The sequence below is a fragment of the Legionella feeleii genome (assembly GCF_001467625.1).
GTDB lineage: Bacteria > Pseudomonadota > Gammaproteobacteria > Legionellales > Legionellaceae > Tatlockia > Tatlockia feeleii.
The window spans coordinates 1-448 of sequence record NZ_LNYB01000058.1; the positions used below are offsets into that span (position 1 = coordinate 1).

A 448-nucleotide genomic window follows, 5' to 3' on the forward strand; every position below is an offset into this window, starting at 1 on the left:
AAAAGAGATTCATTTAAAAGCACTGGAACAACCCGTCGACACCTCCAATGCCTCAGGGAAATTTTTTTTGGATATGCTCGGTGTTTTTGCCGAGTTTGAAACCAATCTTCGCCGTGAAAGACAATTGGAAGGAATCCAACGGGCAAAGCAAGAAGGCAAGTACAAAGGACGAAAACCAACAGCTCGTTCCAAATCCTCCGAAGTAATGGAATTAATCAATCAGGGATTCACACGCACTGCGATTGCCAAAAAGCTCAACATCGGTATTGCCAGTGTGTATCGCATTATAAAAACTCATCGCCAAAACAATCCCGACCAAACCATTCCTGGTAGTCAGGCCACTAGAAAAATAGCGGTCGTCGAAATCTGGCTGCGTGTAGAAAACAATAATAAATTTGTACGAGGAAAGAACGAGTCCAGACGACAAATAGAAAATAACTGCTTCTCA

The 448-nt window shown here is 42.6% G+C and carries 1 protein-coding gene; it reads left to right on the plus strand.

All coding sequences use genetic code 11. From position 1 onward, the window contains the following. The coding region (locus Lfee_RS07330) for a recombinase family protein (protein WP_156413374.1) at positions 1-448 on the plus strand (448 nt) is incomplete at both ends.